Genomic DNA, 17,488 nt, shown 5'->3' with positions numbered 1-17,488 from the left:
GTGTGGTCAGGGATTCGGTAAAAATCTACTCACTTAGTTTTACGTAATGCATATTGTCTTCAACGAGACCCCAGCCGGGGCGATTTCATCGCAAATTCCGGTGACCGGGGCAGCTAATTAGGCGCCGTAGGGGTTGCGGTCGCGCTCGATGCGCTGGCGGATGTGGGCGTACTCGATTATCAGCAGCACCAGGAGTAGGGCCATGATGGCTAGGTAGCTCACCACGGCGCCCATCAGACCCAGCAGCTTAATCAGGATCACCGGCAGCACCACGCTTACGGCGAAGCAGATCAGGTAGATCTTGGTGACATCGCCGGCGTGGCGCAACACCGTGATGATGGCGTAGATAAAGTCGATTGCCGCGGTGACGCCGCCGGCGACAACCATTAGCAGTGCCAGCGTGCGGTAGCGCTCAAAGTTGAGGCCGTACATAAAGCTCATGATGGGGATGCCGGGGCCTGCCATAAATGCGGCGCACGCTCCGGTAATGACCACGATCAGTGCCATAACGGCAACAATAATCAAGTCAAAGCGGCGACGCTTGCGCGGATTCGCCCAAATGCTCGACAGACGTAGGAGCTGCGGTTTATAGATAAATCCAATGCTCAACAAAATAGCCTGCGCTGGAAAGAACAGTGCATTAAAGTACAGCTGGTATTTGTAGGCCAGTGTGCCTTCCATCACGAACTTGGGCATGCTCTCGATGAGGTTGAACAGGAACAGCGCACCAAAGAGCGGGGCGCACTGGATAAACAGGTGACCAGCCTCGCGCAGACTCATACGGCGTGATTTTTCGGTTTCGAGCAGGGCGAGCGGGGCGGTGACCAGCACGAGCGAGGCAATCGCGGCGATGCCCATGGCCATGGCGGCGATGGGCATGCTGCGCGTGAGGAACAGTGCCACGCTAAAGACCGCGATGACGCCGACGGATCGTAGCGTTTGGCTCATGCCGGCCAGGTAGAGTTTGTCGGCCTGCTGCAGGCGTCCCTCGTACACGTCGGCAATGCCGTCGATCACCTTATACAGGTAGACGCCCAGGCCGATTGTGGCCATCTGCGCATCGTAGCCGCGGGCGCTGCTGTATACCAGGCCGCATGCCAGCGCGAGCGCTCCGCAGATCCAGCGGTTGAGCTGGTAAGAGGCAAAGGACGTCTTTTCGTCGATGTCCGAGACCTGGAAATTGCGCACGCCGTAGTTGCACGCGATCATGATGAGCGTGCCGGTGACAAAGGCGATGGAGAATTTGCCAGCCTCCTCGGCGCCCACGAGCTGTGTGGACACGATGGTGAGCAACGGAAACACCATGCCCCACACGGCGGTGCCCAGGGTATTCCAAAGGTAGTCGCGACGGGTGGCGTGATCTTCGTACTCGGCTTCTTGCGTGGAGAAGCCGCCGCCGTAGACGGCTCCGAGCAGGCGGTTCCACCAGGCATTGACCATGCGGTGGATGGGGCCGGGCTGGCGATCGCGCTCGCGGCGACGGCGTGTGGCCTGGCTGCTGTCGGGACCGCCGGCGTTACGCTGGCTTAGCTCTTGGATTCGTGCGAGCTCCTCGGCGGTGTGCGATGCGGGGAACAGGCCGTTCTCGATGCGTCCGCCCTGCCCGTGCGCCCCGTCCGATACGGTGGGGTCGGCGACGCCATTGCGGCGGGCGATGGCGCGGCGAATGCTATCGATGGGCGTGATGCTCAAAGCGGAGTCCTTTCTATTGCTACGCTCTAGTATAGACGCGACGGTGTTCGTTCGTGTTTTTGAACAGGTTGTTCGATAATTTCGGCGGCGCCATTCAGTAGACGGCATTTGGGGACGTTCCTTATGTGCCGGCACTTTGGGAACGTCCCTAAGTGCCGGCATCCGGGGTCGCTCCTTGGTTGTTGCCTGTTCAAGAGTGTCCCTAACGACTAGGCCGCTTGCCTGCGATTTTTGACCGTTGGGCGGGCGCTTCGCCCTTGCCGCAAAAACGTTTTTGCATATCGGGTACAACGGGCTTTACGTGAGTAAAGTGCGCGCCTCGTCCACGTGTCGCGCTTTTAAAGGAGGCCCCATGCCAGGTGTTACCCCTGCAGAAGTTCTGTCCAACTTTGGCATTACGCTGGTCGAAGATCCCGCCGAGAATCAGCCCCGTCTGCTGGTCGATCTACCCGCCGCGGAGCTCGTCGAGCACGCTATCCGCCGCGAAGAAGGCCACATGGCATCCAACGGCGCGCTGGTGATCGAGACGGGGGAGCGCACTGGCCGTTCCCCCAATGACCGCTTTATCGTTGACACGCCCGACGTGCACGACAAGATCGCCTGGGGCGCCGTCAACCGACCGCTTTCGATCGAGAGCTACGAGACCATCAAGGCCGGCATCGTCGACTACCTCAACGAGCGCGACGTGTTCGTCACCCGCGGCATGGCCGGCGCCGACCGCAACCACACGCGCCGACTGCTCGTCGCCTGCGAGCGCGCCAGCCAGGCACTCTTCATTAAACAGATGCTCGCCCGCCCGCTTGCCCGCGAAATCGCGCGCACCGGCGAGCCCGACTTCTGCGTACTCGCAGCGCCCGGTTACCAGTGCGACCCTGCCATCAAGGGCCTCAACTCCAGCGCCGCCGTGGTCATCAACTTCCAGGAACGCGTGATTCTGGTCGCCGGCACCGGCTACTCCGGCGAGATTAAAAAGTCGATCTTTAGCGTCATGAATTACCTGCTGCCCGTCGAGGACGACGTGCTGCCCATGCACTGCTCGGCCAGCATGGATCCTGTCACGCACGAGACCGCCGTGTTCTTTGGCCTGTCCGGCACCGGCAAGACCACGCTTTCGGCCAACCCCACGCGCCTACTGATCGGCGACGACGAGCACGGTTGGTCCGACATGGGCATCTTCAACATCGAGGGTGGCTGCTACGCCAAATGCGAGGGCCTGGACGCGTTCCACGAGCCTGAGATCTTCAACGCCGTCCGCTTTGGCGCGATCTGCGAAAACGTGGTGCTCGACGAGAGCCGCAAGCCCAACTACGATGACGTCTCGGTCACGCACAACACGCGCGTGGCCTACCCTGTGGAGCACATTCCCAACGCGTGGACCAAGGGCATGGGCACCACTCCAAGCGTCGTGCTCTTCCTGACCTGCGATGCCTTTGGCGTGCTGCCGCCCATCTCGCGCCTGACGGCCGACTCCGCCATGTATCACTTTGTGACGGGCTTTACGGCCAAGATCCCCGGCACCGAGGTCGGCGTCACCGAGCCCACGCCCACGTTCTCTTCGCTGTTTGGCGAGCCGTTTATGCCGCTCGACCCCATGGTCTATGCCAAGATGCTCGGTGAGCGCATCGCCGACGGCCGCACGCGTGTGTACCTGGTCAACACCGGCTGGATCGGCGGCGGCTACGGCGTGGGTCATCGCATCGAGCTTGCCTACACGCGCGCCCTGGTGGCCCGCGCCCTCGACGGTACCATCGAGGACAGCGAGTTCGTGCACGACGACATCTTTAACGTCGACATTCCCACCACGTGCCACGGCGTACCCGACGGCATCCTGGTGCCGCGCCAGTATTGGCAGAGCACCGCTCGCTACGACGAGGCCGCGCACAACTTGGCCGTGATGTTCGAGGAGAACTTCGAGAAGAAGTACTCGCACCTGCCCGAATCCGTCAAGGCCGCCGGTCCGCATGCTCAGGTGCACGCCGACGCCCGTCATCGCGGCCACGGCCTGCTGGGACTTCGCCACTAGCGTCGCCTCAGACCCAAAACCACCATAAAGGGGACAGGCACCTTTGTGGTGGTTTTACTCGCGCGGATGACTCGGGTTACAATACGCCTGACATATCGCTCCCTTCTCCGGATGGGGGCAGCGTAAGCGCTCTTGTGGCGGCACCGTAGGACTTTGAAGGTGGCCGTCGTAAGGGCGCTTTTTGTTTAGGCACCCGGGCTCGGGCGCATGCTATGAAGGGAGAGCACATGAAGAGCTTTATTGCCGAGGATTCGTTTTGGGAGCTGTTTCCGCAGGCGGCTGTCGGTGTTGTGGTCGTAAAGGGCATGAAGCCCGCGGCTCAGATTCCTCAAGAGGACGTGGACGCGATTGCGGCGTTGCTCGACCGCGCCAATATCGATGCGGAGCGTCATCTGACCAGCGATACTATCAGCGAGAACGCACCGGTCAAGGCATGGCGCGAGGCTTATCGGCTGTTCAAGACCAAAAAGGGCGCGCGTTGCTCAATTGAGAGCCTGCTCAAGCGCGTGCTCAAGGGCAAACCGGTGGGCCACATTACGCCCGCGGTGGACATCTACAACACGGTGTCGCTGACCTACGCGCTGCCCGTTGGCGGCGAGGACCTGCATGCGATTGAGGGGGATCTTCGCTTGAAGGTGACTGACGGCGGCGATGCGTTCCTGCCACTTGGCGAGGAAACGGATGACCCGACGCTGCCCGGCGAGCTCGCCTACATCGATGATGCGGGCGCCGTATGCCGCTGCTGGAACTGGCGCGATGGCGTTCGCACGGCGCTGTCCGACGATTCGGCCGATGCATTCCTGGCGATTGAGTGCGTGGAGCCCGAGCGGATGGGGGATTGCCAGGCTGCCGTTGATCGTCTCGCCGAGTTGCTCGAGCGCTATCTGGGAGCGACGGTTGTCGTTAAGACGCTTGTGACCCGCGACAATCCCTGCGTGGAACTGTAGCGACGCCTGCGGATCATGTTCGCCGGTCAAAACCACTACAAAGGTGCCTGTCCCCTTTGTGGTGGTTTTTATGTTGATGGGTTAACAAATGGGATATTTGGGTATGGGTGTTGCCTCGTGCGGCTAAGATGTTTACCCGTTAGCATCATGTAAGCGAAAGGCGGTCGTCTCCCATGCAGCAGAACGACGAGACACGTTTTGAGGACTTTGTCGGACTGATCAGCGGGCTCTACAAGGAGATCCAGCGCATTAAGACATCCGAGGGCGCAAGGCTGGGCCTCAAGGGCTCCGACGTTATGTGCCTGTACTATCTTGAGCGCAGCAAGGACGGCCTGACTGGCGCTGACCTGGCTCGCATGGCAGGCGTGACCCGTGCCGCCGTCTCGCGCACGCTCGCGCATCTGGAGGAGGGCGGCTACGTCGAGGTCGACGACTCGGGTGATGCGGCCGTTAAGTATCGTGCCCCGGTGCGCCTGACCGCTCTGGGCGGCGAGAGCATGAGCGAGGCGGACCGCATCATTCGCGAGGTGCTCGACACCACCGGTAAGGCTATGGGTGTGGAGCAGCGCGAGCAGATGTATGCGTCGCTGCGTACGATTCTCAACACCCTGCGTGAGATCTAAGGCCGCCAAGGCATTTGCTTCCCATTAAAAACTGCATCGTCCCGTTTGAGCGCGTATGCCGTGCCGGGACATTGCTGTCAAAATTCCCTGCGCGAGACCTGCGCAAGAAAGGATTCGCTATGTCCGTCCGCATTATTACCGATTCCGCCAGCGATATGTCGCCGGCGGAGCACCCGGCGCTGTCCGTCTTGCCGCTGTCCGTTACCTTTGGCACCGATGTGTATATGGATGGCGTCGATATCGATCACCAGCGCTTTTACGAGATGCTCGTGGAGCGCGACGAGCTGCCCAAGACCGGTCAGGTCAACCCGTACGCCTTTTCGCAGGCGATTGCCGAAGCACGTGAGGCCGGCGACGAGGCGGTGATTATTACCGTGGGTGCCAAACTTTCGGGGACCAATCAGAGCGCCCGTACCGCACTTGCCGAGGCGCCGGGCGGCGACGTGTATGTGGTTGATAGCAATAACGTTACCCTGGGTGAGCGCGTGCTGGTCGAGTATGCCCTGCGCCTAGTGGACGAGGGCCAGGGCGCGGCCCAGATCGCGGCGGCTGTCGAGGCCGTCCGTGACCGCGTGGTGGTTATTGGTCTGCTCGAGACGCTGGAGTACCTGGTGCGCGGCGGTCGCCTGTCTGCTGCTGCCGGTGCCGTGGGTACGCTGCTCAACGTAAAGCCTGTTGTGGCTGCCGAGGACGGTCTGATCGTGCAGCTGGGCAAGGCGCGCGGTTCCAAGAACGGACGTAACCTGCTCAACCAGAAGGTCGAAAAGGCAGGCGGCATCGACTTTTCCATGCCGCTGGCGCTCGGCTATACGGGCCTTTCGGATGCGGTGCTCAAGAAGTATATCGAGGACAGCGCGGCACTGTGGGCTGGCCACACCGAGGGCGAACTGCCCGTTCACACCATCGGTGCCACCATCGGCACCCATGTAGGCCCCGGCGCCGTAGCCGTGGCCTTCTTCCAGCCCGTTAACTAGCCCACCTGCCAAAACCACCACAAAGGGGACAGGCACCTTTGTGGTGGTTTATGCTATTCCGGGTGGAAGGGAGCGAGCAATGGCGTCTGAGGGCTTTTTTGAGCGGGTGTACGAGGTGGTCGAGCAGATTCCCGAGGGGATGGTCGCCACGTATGGTCAGGTGGCGCTGCTTGCTGGACGTCCACGAAGTGCGCGGTACGTGGGGTATGCCCTGCATGGCAATCCGCGCCCCGGCGAGAGTCCCTGTCACCGCGTGGTGTTTGCCGATGGCCGCATATGCGATGGTTTTGCTTTTGGCGGTCCCGATGCTCAACGTGAGCTTTTGCTAGGGGAGGGTGTGGCGTTTAAGGACGACATGCACGTCGACTTGGCCGCCTGTCGCTGGCCTGCAGGGCTCTAGCGGCTCTGCCGTGGCTTAAACCACCACAAAGGTGCCTATCCCCTTTGTGGTGGTTTTGGCAGGTTTACCGAGGTTAACTTATGGAGAAGGTATGGCGGCGCGGTTTGTCGCAGCAAAGTAAACCACGGTGAACTATATTGTTTTCAGCAACGGAGCAGGCAATAGGCGATGAAAAAGCCTGCCCTGTTGAGTTTGATTCGCATTCCTCCCCTCTGTGCGATTCAACGGTGTACTTCGGGAACAGGCCCGCTGGCAACTATCTGCCAGCGGGCCTGTTCCTGTTTCGGTGAGGATTCAGCCTCACCGTCTATGTTGTGCGAAGGCGCTTTGCCTAGTACACCATGCCCATGGCGTCCTGAACCTCGCCCAGGGTCTGCTCGGCGATCTCATTGGCGCGACGGTTGCCCTCGTGCAGGACGTCCTTTACGTAATCCAGGTCGTTCTCGTAGCGCTGGCGACGCTCACGGATCGGCGCGAAGTACTCGTTGACGGCCTCGGTCACGTACTTCTTGAGCTGGCCGGAGCCGCCCATGCCAATCTCCTCGGCAATCTCGACTTCGGAACGGCCGGTGCAGATGGCGGCCGTCGAAAGCAGACCGGACACGCCGGGGCGGTTCTCGGGATCGAACGTGATCATGCGCTCGGAGTCGGTCTGGCTCTTCTTGATGCGCTTGGCCGTCTCCTCGGCGGTCATCGAGATGTTGATGGCGTTACCGTAGCTCTTGCTCATCTTGCGACCGTCCAGGCCCGGCAGCAGCGGGGTCTCGGACAGCAGTGCGTCGACCTCGGGGAACACCTTGCCGTAGCGGTTGTTAAAGCGGCGGGCGATGGTGCGGGTGAGCTCGATGTGCGGCAGCTGGTCGCGACCGACGGGCACCACATTGCCCTTGCAGAACAGGATGTCGCAGGCCTGGTGCACCGGGTAGGTGAGCAGAAGGCCGGTGAGCTCGTGGCCCGAGGCCTCCATCTCGGCCTTGACCGTGGGGTTGCGCGCCAGCTCGGCCTCGGACACCAGCGACAGGAACGGCAGCATGAGCTGGTTGGCGGCGGGCACGGCGGAGTGCGCGTAGATCATGGTCTTGTCGGGGTCGATGCCGCAGGCAAGGTAGTCCATGACCATGTTGTACACGTTGTCCTGGATGTGCTCGGTCGTGTCGCGGTCGGTGATGACCTGGTAGTCGGCGATGAGTACGTTGGTCTTGGCACCCATGTTCTGCAGCTCCACACGGCCCTTGAGGGTGCCGAAGTAGTGACCCAGATGCAGACGGCCGGTGGGGCGGTCGCCGGTGAGCATGGTGAACTTGTCGGGCGTCTTGGCCAGGCCCTCGCGAATGGCGTTGCTCTTCTGCAGAGCGACTTCGTAGCTGTTCTCGTTTGGCATAATTGCTCCTAACGTATGTTCATGGGTCAAGATGATAACGCGTTTATTGGAGGGGCGGGGCGTAAGTAGGCGAGGGGCTGGCAAGGGGTGGCATGTGCGATGGGCGCGGCGTGGCTGCGCGTTTGGCCGGCGGCGCCTGGGCGCATCCTCGGCAGCTTACCCTAGCGCCTGTGGTGTCGCTCTTCCTTACGCTCTTCTGCCGCCTGCTCCTCCTGCTTAAAGGCGGGATCGTCGGGGGTGACGAGCTCATCCTCGTGTGTGCGCTTGTTGTAATGGTGGCGCAGCACGGGCTCAAACAGATGTAGATGCTTGGCAAAGGCCGCCGAGCCAATGGCGAGCACGGTAAAGATGAGCACGCGCATGGGCAACTCGACCTGGTTAATCGCGGCGGCGCCGGCCGAAAGCATAATGCACCAGGCGTAGATGAGGAGCACTGCCTGTTTTTGGTTGTAGCCCTCTTGGATCAGGCGGTGGTGGATGTGGCCCTTGTCGGCCTGCCCGATGCTAATGTGGGCGCGCTTGCGGCGCACGATGGCGCTAAACGTGTCGATGATGGGCACGCCGGCAACGATGAGTGGGATGATAAGCGAGGTGAGCGCGGCGGTGCGGCTCACGTTGAGCAACGAGATGGAGCCCAGCGCAAAGCCCAGAAGCAGCGACCCCGAGTCGCCCAAGAAGATGCTTGCGGGGTTGAAGTTGTAGCGCAAAAAGGCCAGGCAGGCGCCAAAGAGCGCAATGGAGAGCGCGGCGGCGTCGATGCGGCCCGAGAGAACGGCCATCGAAAACATGGTGAACGACGCGATGCCGCAGATGCCCGTGGCCAAGCCGTCGAGGCCGTCGATGAGGTTAATGATGTTGGTGAATGCCACCAGATAGATCACGGTGATGGGGTAGGCGAGCCATCCGAGCATGATCTCGCCGGGGGCAAACGGGTTGACGATGACGCCGATGCGCAGGCCGCCCACGCAGGCGATGAGCGCGGCGAGGACCTGACCGGCCAGTTTTTGCTTGGGCTTGAGCTGGAAGACGTCGTCGATAGCGCCGGTCGCAAAGATGACGGTAAAGGAGAGCGCCAGCATGGGATAGCTAATGTGAAGGCGCGGGTGCGGCACCAGGACGGGCGGCCAGCCTAGGTGCCAGGTGCCTAGGATTTGCACAATGCAGGCAACGACCAGGCCCAAAAACACCGCCGTTCCGCCCAAACGCGGGATGGGCTTGGTGTTGATGCGGCGCTTGGAAGGATAGTCGACGGCGTCGAGCTTAATTGCCAAGCGCTTGACCAGGGGCACAATGAGGAAGGTCGTGATAAAGGCCGCCGCTGCCACGCATAGGTACGGTATGTAGCTCGGGGATGAAGCCATGAATCTAAAAACCGCCAAGCGTCGAAGGAAAAGGTCAGAAGAACGCCATGCGCAAAGGGCATAGCCGAACCATGATACTCGACCACGGGGGGTGCATGGAATTGCATGCAGCGATAATCACGCGCTTACCAGATATTGGGATGTTGTCGATGGCTTGTCGGGATACCGGCGGGGATCCATATGGGCTGTAATGGTGGTTTTCGGCAAATGAAAACCACCCCCCACGTTACGAAAATGAACCCACCTAAAACAGGTGGGTGCCCTCATCGACTGTTCCAGCGTCCTTAACAACGAAGGATACCTGTACTAGGTACGACTGTGTGGGCTCCCTAAATAAACGCGACGGTTCACCCAGTTGCTCCGCGGGGGGCGGAATACCTACATCATAAAGCGGCACTTTATCGATTCCAGTCTTGACATTACAAAAATCGTGTCGGACGATTACGGAGCCTTGGGCTCGAGCCGTCTGTGCGGTTGGTCCCTTTACGTTTGAGCTGCTGAATCATTGTTTTGGAGCATGTTTTTATGCCGACGTCGTTGACCGAACTTTTTTCGCCCGCCTGCCATTTGTGTCCGCGCCGTTGCGGTGCGGCGCGCGACGAGGGCGCGCGTGGCGTGTGCGGCGCCGACAACACGCTTAAGGTCGCCCGCGCGGCGCTCCATATGTGGGAGGAGCCGCCCATTTCGGGCGAGGCCGGCTCGGGTACGATTTTCTTTAGCGGCTGTTCGCTCAAATGTATCTACTGCCAAAACCACGAGATCTCGACGGGCAATTTCGGTCTTGAGATTTTGCCCGAGCGTTTGGTCGAGATTATGCTGGAGCTGCAGGACCAGGGCGCCAATAACATCAACCTGGTGACGGCGACGCACTATGCGCACCTGTTGCCTGCCGCGATTGCCGCGGCACGGACGCGCGGGTTGGTCATCCCAATTGTCTACAACACGAGTGGTTACGAGCGCGCGAGTGCCGTGGCGGCGCTGGGCGACCTTGTCGACGTGTGGCTTACGGACTTTAAATATGCCGATGCCGGGCTTGCTCAGTCGCTTTCTCATATTAAGGACTACCCGCGCGTGGCCGTGTCGGGTCTGGCCCAGATGGCGCGCGAGATTGAGCGCCGCGGGGGAGAGCTGGTAGACGAGGACGGGCTCATGAGGCGCGGCATAATCGTGCGTCATCTGGTGCTGCCGGGGCATGCGGACGATTCGTGCCGCGTGTTGGACCTGGTGTGGCAGACGGTGGGCGACGTGCCGATCTCGGTCATGAACCAGTACACGCCCAATGCCCTCATGCGCGAACAAGGCGGCGACCTGGCGCGCGCCGTGACGCGCGAGGAGTACGAGCAGGTGCTCGACCATGCCGACGACCTGGGCTTTACGACGATGTTTTGGCAAGAAGGCGGCGCGGTAGACGAGAGCTTTACCCCGGCGTTCGATACCACCGGTGTTCTTACTAGTGCTCAAACCAGCTAATCTGGGACGAGGCTCTTTGAGTAGTCTTTTTGGGACGGGGCTGTTTTAGCTACCCCTGCCGCTGTTCGACCAAACCGTTCGCGTTGTCTGTCGGGGTAGCTAAAACAGCCGCGTCCCAAAAAGACTGGGTATTGGGCGTTGACAGTTGGCGAGCCGTAGGTAAAATATCAACTTGTCCTGGGGACGTAGCTCAGTTGGGAGAGCGCTGCCGTCGCATGGCAGAGGCCGAGGGTTCGACTCCCTTCGTCTCCACCCTTGGATTTGATAAGCCGCTGACATTGTGTCGGCGGCTTTTTTTAAAAGAAAGGGCTGTACCATGGCCAAGCTTGAGTCCCAACCACTGTCTGCCGAGGAACGCGCCGAGTTGGAAGAGCTCCGCGCCGAGAAAGCTCGTCGCGAGGCCCAGGAAGAGGCACGCCGCGAGCGTGAGGAGCTGGCCGCCCTGCGTGCCGAGCGCGAGAAGGCCGAGGAGGCCGCCGCGAACGTCGCCCCCGCGCCCAAGCCCGCCGCCGCGAAGCCCGCGCCCACCGCACCTAAACCTCAGCCTAAAAAGGTCGCTCGTTCCAAGTCCGTCGAGCCCAAGCCGAGCCGTGACGAGATGACCTTTGCCCAGCGCATGGTTACCTCCAAGGAGCCTACGGGCGAGAACGAGATCCCTGGCATGGCGCCGGCTCAAAAAATCATCATTGTCCTTGCCCTCATCGCGTTTGTCATCTTTATGGGCTACACGATCCTGACCAGCATGGGCCTGCTCTAGCCCATTCGCGCTGGGTGCCATGCCCGAACACTCTGCCCTTTTCCAACCCTCAACCTCTGCACAACGCATCCGAAAGGTCGCCCCATGGCTTTGACCGACATCTCGCATCCCACCGACATTGCAATGCTCACCGATCTGTACGAGCTCACTATGGCCCAGGGCCTGTGGGAGAGCGGCAAGGCCAATGAGCAGGGTTGTTTTACCGCGTTTTACCGCGACCATCCCTTTGGCAGCGCCTATGCCGTCATGTGCGGCACCGCCGAGCTGCCCGAGCTGGTCGAGAACCTGCGCTTTACGCCCGAGGATATCGACTACCTCGCCTCACTCCAGGCCCCGGCCGGCGGCGCGATGTTCAAGCCTGCATTCCTCGACTACCTGCGCGATTTTCATGCACATGTAAACATCGACGCCGTCCCCGAGGGCGAGCTCGTCTTTCCGCGCGAACCCATGGTTCGCGTCACCGGTCCCGCGCTGGAGTGCCAGCTGCTCGAAACGGCGCTGCTCAACATCGTCGGCTTCCAGACGCTTGTCGCCACCAAGACGGCGCGCGTGGTGCTGGCGGCGGACGGCCGTCCCGTTGCCGAGTTTGGCCTGCGCCGCGCCCAGGGTCCCGATGGCGGGCTGGCCGTCGCGCGCGCGAGCTACGTTGCCGGCTGCTCCTCTACGTCCAATGTGCTCGCCGGCCGCCGCTACGGTATTCCCGTCTTTGGCACGCATGCGCACAGCTGGGTCATGAGCTTCGACTCCGAGCTCGAGGCCTTCCGCGCCTTTGCCAAGTCGAGCCCCAAGAATTGCACGCTGCTCATCGACACCTACGACGTACGCGAGGGTTGCGAGCATGCCATTACGGTTGCCAAGGAGATGGAAGCGGTGGGCGAGCGCCTGTCGGCCATTCGCATCGACTCCGGCGACCTCGCCAAGCTCTCCAAGTATGTGCGCGGCCGTTTTGATGCCGAGGGCCTGCCCTATGTGGGGATCTCGGTTTCTAACGATTTGGATGAGTACACGATTCAGTCGCTGCTCGACCAGGGCGCGCCTATCGATAGCTTTGGCGTGGGCACCAAGCTCGCGACCTGCTACGACCAGCCGGCGCTGGGCGGCGTGTACAAGCTCGCCGCCCGCCGTGCGAGTGAGACGGACCCGTGGACGCCGGTGGTCAAGCTCTCCGAGCAGCCCTACAAGCGCACGATCCCGGGTGTGCAACGCGTGCGCCGTTATTACGACGGCTTTGGCGGCCCAGTCTGCGACATGATCTACGACGAGGACCATCTGGCGGGGGAGGGCGCCGCGCGCGGCAATACCCTCGTGGCCGTGAATGATGCCGCTCTGGTGACCGACGTGTCCGAACTTGAGTATCGCGAGCTGCTGGTGCCGATCGTGCGCGATGGCAGTGCGGTGGCTCCGCGTGAGAGCATCCAGGACGCGCGCGAGCGTTGCGCCTGGGCACTTGACCATCTGGACGCAGCTTTCAAGCGCTTCCTGTACCCGCAGACCTATGTGGTGGGCATGGAGCAGGGCCTGGCTCAGGTGCGCGACGAGCTCGTGCGCAAGAACATGGCTGCGGCTTCGGCCTTCCCCTGGGCAAAATGATCCGAAGGGGACGGAGGAAAACGGATCATTTTCGTCCGTTCCGCACCAGGCGCCCCGACTGCCCCAGCTCGCCCGAACGCTCGACATTCGATTGGTTTGACGTATGACGACTTCTTATAAAACGATGGTGGTAAAGATCGGTTCGTCCACGGTGGTGGGCGCCGACGGCAAGGTCAACCGCGCCTTTATCGGCGGGCTTGCCGACCAGGCCGCAGCGCTGCGCGAGCTTGGCTGGCGCCTGGTCGTGGTGAGCTCGGGTGCCATTGCCTGCGGCTATCCCGTGCTGGGCTTCGACCGCAAGCCGGTCGGTGACCTGCCGAGTCTGCAGGCCTGCGCCTCGGCCGGTCAGTGCATCATCTCGTCGGCCTACGACGAGGAGTTCCATGCGCGCGACCTGCTCACCTCGCTCGTGCTGCTCACGCGTCACGACACGGCGCGCCGCACGTCCTACCTGCACGCGCGCGACGCCCTGCTGCGCCTGGTGGAGCTGGGCGTGGTGCCGGTCGTCAACGAGAACGACACCGTTACCGTCGATGAGATCAAGTTCGGCGACAACGACACGCTGGCGGCGCTTGTGAGCTGCCTGGTTTCTGCCGATCTGTGCGTGACGCTCTCGGACATCGATGGCCTCTACACCGCCAATCCGCATGAGGATCCGACGGCCGAGTTTATCCCGGTCGTGCATAAGATCGATGCCAAGATTATCGCCTCGGCGGGCGATTCTTCCACATCGGTGGGTACGGGCGGCATGATCACCAAGATTCGCGCGAGCCGCATTCTCATGACGGCGGGCATTCAAAGCGTGATTTGCTCGGGCGAGGAGCCCGATGCGCTCGTGCGTCTGGCCCGCGGCGAGAGCGTGGGTACGCTGTTCGATCCGCCGGCGGAGCGCCTGGACATTGCGCCGCGCAAGTTGTGGATCGCACTGGGTGACAAGGCGCATGGCTCGGTGACGGTCGATGATGGCGCCGCGAAGGCGCTGGTCAGCCGCGGATCGTCGCTGCTCGCGGTGGGTATTCGCGAGGTCGATGGCCAGTTTGCCGAGGGCGATGTGCTCGACGTGTGCGACCCGAGCGGCATGGTTGTCGCCCGTGGTATCGCCGAGGCCGATTCGGACGTGCTGGAGCTTGCAGCCGGCCGCCGCCAGGACCAGATTGCCAGCAACCGCCTGCTCGCAGACCTGGCCGAGAAGCCCGCGATCCATAGGGACAACTTGATAGTGTTCGCCTAACCAATTGACGCTGCAAACGCCCCTAAGCGGCAATCTGACGTTCAATCGTCGGGCATGACCAAAAGGTCAATGCCCTCCTCTTTCACGTCACCTTGCTCGCTTAGGGGCGTTTTCGCTTTCTGTCCTCTACCAGCGGCATTGTCGTTGCCGGCACTTGGGGACGTTCCTATTGTGCCGGCAGACGGGGACACTCCTTTGCTAGAAGATCTGGCGCAGGTCTCCGCGGTTGAGGGCTTCGTCGAAGAGGTGCTTGAACACCACGCTGCCGTGCAAGCCGTCGTGCTCGAACTCGTTGGTCACCCAGGCATGCGAGTTGCCCACGCGACTGAGCGTATCGAGCTGCATGCCCGAGTCCACGTACATGTCATCGAAGTACACCGCGGCCTGCAGGGGCACCTCGTTGCACGCCAGGCGCTGCGGGTCGTAGATCTTGTCCCAGCTTGTGTCTTCCATAAGCAGATCCATCGCCGGCTTGAAGGGCTTAAGTTCGGGCATCTGCTCAAACATCCACGGGAACATGGCCTCGCCGGTAAACATGAGCGGTCGCGTGAGCGTGTCGAACTCGGCACGACGGGCCTTCTCTTCTGCCGCGGCCCAGCGAATGGGCATGGTGTCGCCGTCGGCGTAGATGAACTCCTGAAGCGTCCAGTACAGCGGATTCGTGCGCGTGTTGGTGCGCTCGAAGGCGCGCATCAAAAAGCTGTCAGATACCGAGGCGCCGCAGGCCAGCGTGCCGTCGCCGTCAACAAAAGCATGATCGATAATCCAATGCATGCGCTCAAAGCTCGGCTTCATGCCAAAGTCGCTGCCCATGAGCTGTAGGCGTTCGACCGTCATCGGCGAGCCGTCGGGTAGCACGGGCTTTTGCTCCTCGAGGGCATCTGCCAGGGCCGCCACGCGCTCGACGTCGGCGGGGTAGCGGTTGTAATACTGCTGCGTCTTGGCGGCCATGCGCGGGAAGGTGTGCGCGTAGACCTCGCTTGCGCTCGCCGGTACGTGGGGGATGCCGCCGCAGGTAAAGCTTGCCGCCACGCCCTCGGGGAAGAGCGACAGGTAGCTCAGCGTCAAAAAGCCGCCGTAGCTCTGCCCGAGCGTGACCCAGGGCCTGCCGCCAAAGCCCACCAGGCGCAGGTACTCAAAATCGCGCACGATGGAGCTGGCGAGGTGGCGCTTGAGGAAGTCCGCCTGCGAGCGGGCAGCATCGGAGCCGGCCGCCTCGGCGCGCTCGCCCAGTGCGGCAATCGTGCGCCCGTCTACACAGCTGCTGCGCCCGGTACCGCGCTGGTCGGGCAGCACGACGCGGAAATGCTTGACGGCCTCTTCGATCCAGCCATCGCTTGTGGGCGACAGCGGACGCGGGCTCTCGCCACCGGGGCCACCCTGCAAAAAGAGAAGGAGCGGCAGGTCGTCGTTGATGCGGTCGGGTGCGCAAACCACGCGGTAGAAGAGCTTGATGCTCTCGGGCGCGCCGGCGATGGGTGTCGGTATAGCGCCGCGGCGCATGGTGCTGCCGACGGCCAGGAGCATCGGCTCCAGGCCGCGCCAGTCGAGGGGGACGTCGATGCTGTGGTCCTCGACATACAGGCCGGGGACGTGGTACGAAGTGATGAGGGCCATGTGAGTCTTCCGTTCGTTGCGGTGTTTCGGGTTGACCAATTCTACCGCCGCGGGCGAGGCCATGCGCAAATCGGCTACCATGGTTGCAAACTTCTAGGAGAAAGGGCCGCCCATGTCGGTCGATATAGCCACGTATGTCCACGATCTTGCCGTTGCCGCTAAGGCAGCGTCGGCCTCGCTTGCCACGGCGAGCGACGAGCAGCGCCAGGAGGCCGTGCGCGCCATGGCCGCAGCGCTGCGCAACGGTATCGACTCCATCGTCGCCGCCAACGAGCTCGATATGTCCGCCGCGCGCGATGCGGGGACCTCGGCGGGGCTCCTCGACCGTCTGCTGCTGACGCCCGAGCGCGTTGAGGGTATGGTCGCCGGCCTGGAGAAGCTCGCCGAGCTGCCCGATTCTGTCGGCCGCGTGCTCGACCACCGCGTGCTCGCAAGCGGCGTGGACCTCACCCGCGTGAGCGTGCCGTTGGGCCTGGTCGCCATGGTGTACGAGGCGCGCCCCAACGTGACGGCCGACGCCGCGGGCATCTGCATCCGCACCGGCAACGCCTGCATTCTGCGCGGCGGCTCGCTGGCCTATCACTCGTGTGCCATGATTGCCGAACTGCTGGCCGATGCGCTCGAGGCCAAGGGCTTCCCGCGCGAGGCCGTGTCGATGATCGAGTCTACCGACCGCGAGGCCACCGGCGAGCTCATGAAGCTCCGCGGCGTCGTCGATGTGCTCATTCCGCGTGGCGGTGCGGGCCTGATCCAGCGCTGCGTGCGCGAGTCGCTCGTTCCGGTGATCGAGACGGGCACGGGTAACTGCCACATCTACGTGCATGAATCCGCCGACTTCGATAAAGCGCTCAATATTATCATCAACGCTAAGACGCAGCGCGTGGGCGTGTGCAATGCCGCCGAGTCGCTGCTGGTCGACCGTGCCGTGGCCGATGCGTTTTTGCCCGCGGTCGTGGCCGTGCTGCATGACCACGGCGTGCTCATTCACGGCGACGAGGCCACGTGCGCCGCATGCGCCGACGCCGGGCTTGCCGAGGGCGATGACTACGTTGCCGCGACTGAGGAGGACTGGGGTCGCGAGTATCTGGCGCTCGAGATGAGCGTGAAGGTCGTGGCGAACGAGGACGAGGCCATCGCGCACATCAACCGCTACGGCACGATGCACTCCGAGGCCATCGTTGCAGAGGACACGGATGCTTGCGAGCGCTTCCTGGACGAGGTCGATGCCTCGGCCGTGTATGCCAACGCCAGCACGCGCTTTACCGACGGCGGCGAGTTTGGCCTGGGCGCCGAGATTGGCATCTCGACCCAAAAGCTCCACGCCCGCGGCCCCTTTGCCGCCGAGGCCCTCACCACCTACAAATACAAGCTCCGAGGCACCGGCCAGGTCCGCCCCTAACGCCCGCGCAAACAAAAACCACC

The 17,488-nt window shown here is 62.3% G+C and carries 14 protein-coding genes and 1 tRNA gene; 11 read left to right on the top strand and 4 right to left on the bottom strand.

The window, feature by feature from the left end; translation table 11 throughout:
* Positions 1-117: 117 nt before the first annotated feature.
* Positions 118-1,692 (bottom strand): lipopolysaccharide biosynthesis protein, encoded by a 1,575-nt coding sequence (locus ACGHIZ_RS07960; RefSeq protein ID WP_229071747.1) that lies wholly within the window; start codon positions 1,690-1,692, stop codon positions 118-120.
* A 352-nt stretch (positions 1,693-2,044) separates the two neighbouring features.
* Here ACGHIZ_RS07960 and pckA point away from each other — a divergent pair, with 352 nt between their 5' ends.
* From pckA to ACGHIZ_RS07935, 5 genes are all read left to right on the top strand, one after another.
* Positions 2,045-3,715: a phosphoenolpyruvate carboxykinase (ATP) gene (gene pckA / locus ACGHIZ_RS07955; protein ID WP_192934527.1), complete on the top strand. Its 1,671-nt coding sequence runs from the start codon at positions 2,045-2,047 to the stop codon at positions 3,713-3,715.
* A gap of 227 nt (positions 3,716-3,942) precedes the next feature.
* A complete protein-coding gene (locus tag ACGHIZ_RS07950) occupies positions 3,943-4,662 on the top strand; it encodes a B3/4 domain-containing protein (protein ID WP_117583756.1) in 720 nt (239 codons plus the stop codon).
* A 173-nt stretch (positions 4,663-4,835) separates the two neighbouring features.
* The gene (locus ACGHIZ_RS07945; RefSeq protein WP_022093866.1) at positions 4,836-5,285 is read left to right on the top strand and encodes a MarR family winged helix-turn-helix transcriptional regulator; all 450 of its coding nucleotides are present in this window, start codon (positions 4,836-4,838) and stop codon (positions 5,283-5,285) included.
* Between the two features lie 119 nt (positions 5,286-5,404).
* On the top strand, positions 5,405-6,259 hold the full coding sequence (locus ACGHIZ_RS07940) for a DegV family protein (protein WP_117583755.1): 855 nt from the start codon (positions 5,405-5,407) through the stop codon (positions 6,257-6,259).
* Positions 6,260-6,338: 79 nt separating this feature from the next.
* The gene (locus ACGHIZ_RS07935; RefSeq protein ID WP_117583754.1) at positions 6,339-6,659 is read left to right on the top strand and encodes an MGMT family protein; all 321 of its coding nucleotides are present in this window, start codon (positions 6,339-6,341) and stop codon (positions 6,657-6,659) included.
* A gap of 331 nt (positions 6,660-6,990) precedes the next feature.
* On the opposite strand, the gene trpS is transcribed toward ACGHIZ_RS07935, so the two are convergent.
* Positions 6,991-8,040, bottom strand: coding sequence for a tryptophan--tRNA ligase (trpS, locus tag ACGHIZ_RS07930; RefSeq protein WP_117563967.1), 1,050 nt, complete (start codon positions 8,038-8,040; stop codon positions 6,991-6,993).
* Between the two features lie 161 nt (positions 8,041-8,201).
* Positions 8,202-9,401: an MraY family glycosyltransferase gene (locus tag ACGHIZ_RS07925; RefSeq protein ID WP_390447336.1), complete on the bottom strand. Its 1,200-nt coding sequence runs from the start codon at positions 9,399-9,401 to the stop codon at positions 8,202-8,204.
* Positions 9,402-9,926: 525 nt separating this feature from the next.
* Between ACGHIZ_RS07925 and ACGHIZ_RS07920 the strand changes: the two genes are divergently transcribed.
* The 5 genes from ACGHIZ_RS07920 (at position 9,927) to proB (ending at position 14,449) form a co-directional block, all read left to right on the top strand.
* Positions 9,927-10,871 (top strand): radical SAM protein, encoded by a 945-nt coding sequence (locus ACGHIZ_RS07920; protein ID WP_117563965.1) that lies wholly within the window; start codon positions 9,927-9,929, stop codon positions 10,869-10,871.
* 179 nt (positions 10,872-11,050) lie between these two features.
* Positions 11,051-11,123 (top strand) — tRNA-Ala (locus ACGHIZ_RS07915).
* A 64-nt stretch (positions 11,124-11,187) separates the two neighbouring features.
* Positions 11,188-11,628 (top strand): hypothetical protein, encoded by a 441-nt coding sequence (locus tag ACGHIZ_RS07910; protein WP_099431890.1) that lies wholly within the window; start codon positions 11,188-11,190, stop codon positions 11,626-11,628.
* An 84-nt stretch (positions 11,629-11,712) separates the two neighbouring features.
* Complete coding sequence (locus ACGHIZ_RS07905; protein ID WP_117563964.1) at positions 11,713-13,218, top strand: nicotinate phosphoribosyltransferase; 1,506 nt, start codon at positions 11,713-11,715, stop codon at positions 13,216-13,218.
* Positions 13,219-13,321: 103 nt separating this feature from the next.
* A complete protein-coding gene (gene proB, locus ACGHIZ_RS07900) occupies positions 13,322-14,449 on the top strand; it encodes a glutamate 5-kinase (protein WP_055252326.1) in 1,128 nt (375 codons plus the stop codon).
* Positions 14,450-14,647: 198 nt separating this feature from the next.
* Here the strand turns inward: proB and ACGHIZ_RS07895 are convergent, their stop codons facing one another.
* A complete protein-coding gene (locus tag ACGHIZ_RS07895; RefSeq protein WP_117772983.1) occupies positions 14,648-16,066 on the bottom strand; it encodes an alpha/beta fold hydrolase in 1,419 nt (472 codons plus the stop codon).
* A 112-nt stretch (positions 16,067-16,178) separates the two neighbouring features.
* Here ACGHIZ_RS07895 and ACGHIZ_RS07890 point away from each other — a divergent pair, with 112 nt between their 5' ends.
* Positions 16,179-17,465: a glutamate-5-semialdehyde dehydrogenase gene (locus ACGHIZ_RS07890; protein WP_117772981.1), complete on the top strand. Its 1,287-nt coding sequence runs from the start codon at positions 16,179-16,181 to the stop codon at positions 17,463-17,465.
* Positions 17,466-17,488 lie beyond the last annotated feature (23 nt).

The sequence above is a fragment of the Collinsella sp. i05-0019-G5 genome, assembly GCF_042851345.1.
Classification (GTDB): domain Bacteria; phylum Actinomycetota; class Coriobacteriia; order Coriobacteriales; family Coriobacteriaceae; genus Collinsella.
This window is presented reverse-complemented; position numbering and strand designations above follow the sequence as displayed.

Bases quoted from the DNA above. Each gene is read 5' to 3' on its own strand.
- ACGHIZ_RS07890 (WP_117772981.1), top strand. From the start codon at position 16,179: ATGTCGGTCGATATAGCCACGTATGTCCACGATCTTGCCGTTGCCGCT.
- ACGHIZ_RS07935 (WP_117583754.1), top strand. From the start codon at position 6,339: ATGGCGTCTGAGGGCTTTTTTGAGCGGGTGTACGAGGTGGTCGAGCAG.
- proB (WP_055252326.1), top strand. From the start codon at position 13,322: ATGACGACTTCTTATAAAACGATGGTGGTAAAGATCGGTTCGTCCACG.
- ACGHIZ_RS07895 (WP_117772983.1), bottom strand. From the start codon at position 16,066: ATGGCCCTCATCACTTCGTACCACGTCCCCGGCCTGTATGTCGAGGAC.
- trpS (WP_117563967.1), bottom strand. From the start codon at position 8,040: ATGCCAAACGAGAACAGCTACGAAGTCGCTCTGCAGAAGAGCAACGCC.
- ACGHIZ_RS07910 (WP_099431890.1), top strand. From the start codon at position 11,188: ATGGCCAAGCTTGAGTCCCAACCACTGTCTGCCGAGGAACGCGCCGAG.
- ACGHIZ_RS07940 (WP_117583755.1), top strand. From the start codon at position 5,405: ATGTCCGTCCGCATTATTACCGATTCCGCCAGCGATATGTCGCCGGCG.
- ACGHIZ_RS07920 (WP_117563965.1), top strand. From the start codon at position 9,927: ATGCCGACGTCGTTGACCGAACTTTTTTCGCCCGCCTGCCATTTGTGT.
- ACGHIZ_RS07945 (WP_022093866.1), top strand. From the start codon at position 4,836: ATGCAGCAGAACGACGAGACACGTTTTGAGGACTTTGTCGGACTGATC.
- ACGHIZ_RS07950 (WP_117583756.1), top strand. From the start codon at position 3,943: ATGAAGAGCTTTATTGCCGAGGATTCGTTTTGGGAGCTGTTTCCGCAG.
- ACGHIZ_RS07905 (WP_117563964.1), top strand. From the start codon at position 11,713: ATGGCTTTGACCGACATCTCGCATCCCACCGACATTGCAATGCTCACC.
- pckA (WP_192934527.1), top strand. From the start codon at position 2,045: ATGCCAGGTGTTACCCCTGCAGAAGTTCTGTCCAACTTTGGCATTACG.
- ACGHIZ_RS07925 (WP_390447336.1), bottom strand. From the start codon at position 9,401: ATGGCTTCATCCCCGAGCTACATACCGTACCTATGCGTGGCAGCGGCG.